This window comes from Reyranella sp. GW821-FHT14A01 (assembly GCF_058803965.1).
Genome location: NZ_JBXAPM010000040.1, coordinates 1 through 551 on the forward strand (window position 1 = coordinate 1; position 551 = coordinate 551).

Annotated in this window: 1 protein-coding gene; it reads left to right on the forward strand. The window is 58.3% G+C overall.

Features of this window, described 5'->3' with window-relative positions:
* Positions 1–160: 160 nt before the first annotated feature.
* Positions 161–382: a GIY-YIG nuclease family protein gene (locus AC1ROX_RS31605; RefSeq protein WP_493132902.1), complete on the forward strand. Its 222-nt coding sequence runs from the start codon at positions 161–163 to the stop codon at positions 380–382.
* Positions 383–551 lie beyond the last annotated feature (169 nt).

Genomic DNA, 551 nt, shown 5'->3' on the forward strand with positions numbered 1-551 from the left:
CACCCCGTGGATCTCAGCTCGCAACACTGTCGCATGACAGTTCAATCTTAATGGTTGCTGAGCGCAGCGAAGGATCTCACCGAGCGGTCAGACACGGACCTCCGCAATGGGCACACGCCAGTACTGGATCTACATTCTGGTCAGCGGCTCCGGAAACGCGATGTACATCGGCGTCACGAACAATCTGGAACGTCGGATATGGGAGCACCGGAACGGCCAGGGCAGCGAGTTCGCCAAGAAATACCGGGCGACCCGGCTGGTCTACTCGAGGAATATGACAATCCCGGCGACGCGATCGCACGCGAGAAGCAGCTCAAGGGCTGGCGGCGAGAGCGTAAGAACCAACTGGTGCGGACGATCAATCCCGAGTTTCGCGATCTGATGCCGAGCGAATAGCTCGTCGTTTCTCCCGGTCGTCCTGAGCGCAGCGAAGGACCTTGCGTCACTACACAGATGTCGTTTGACCGCAAGGTGAGGTCCTTCGCTGCGCTCAGCAACCATTAAGATTGAACTGTCATGCGACAGTGTTGCGAGCTGAGATCCACGGGGTG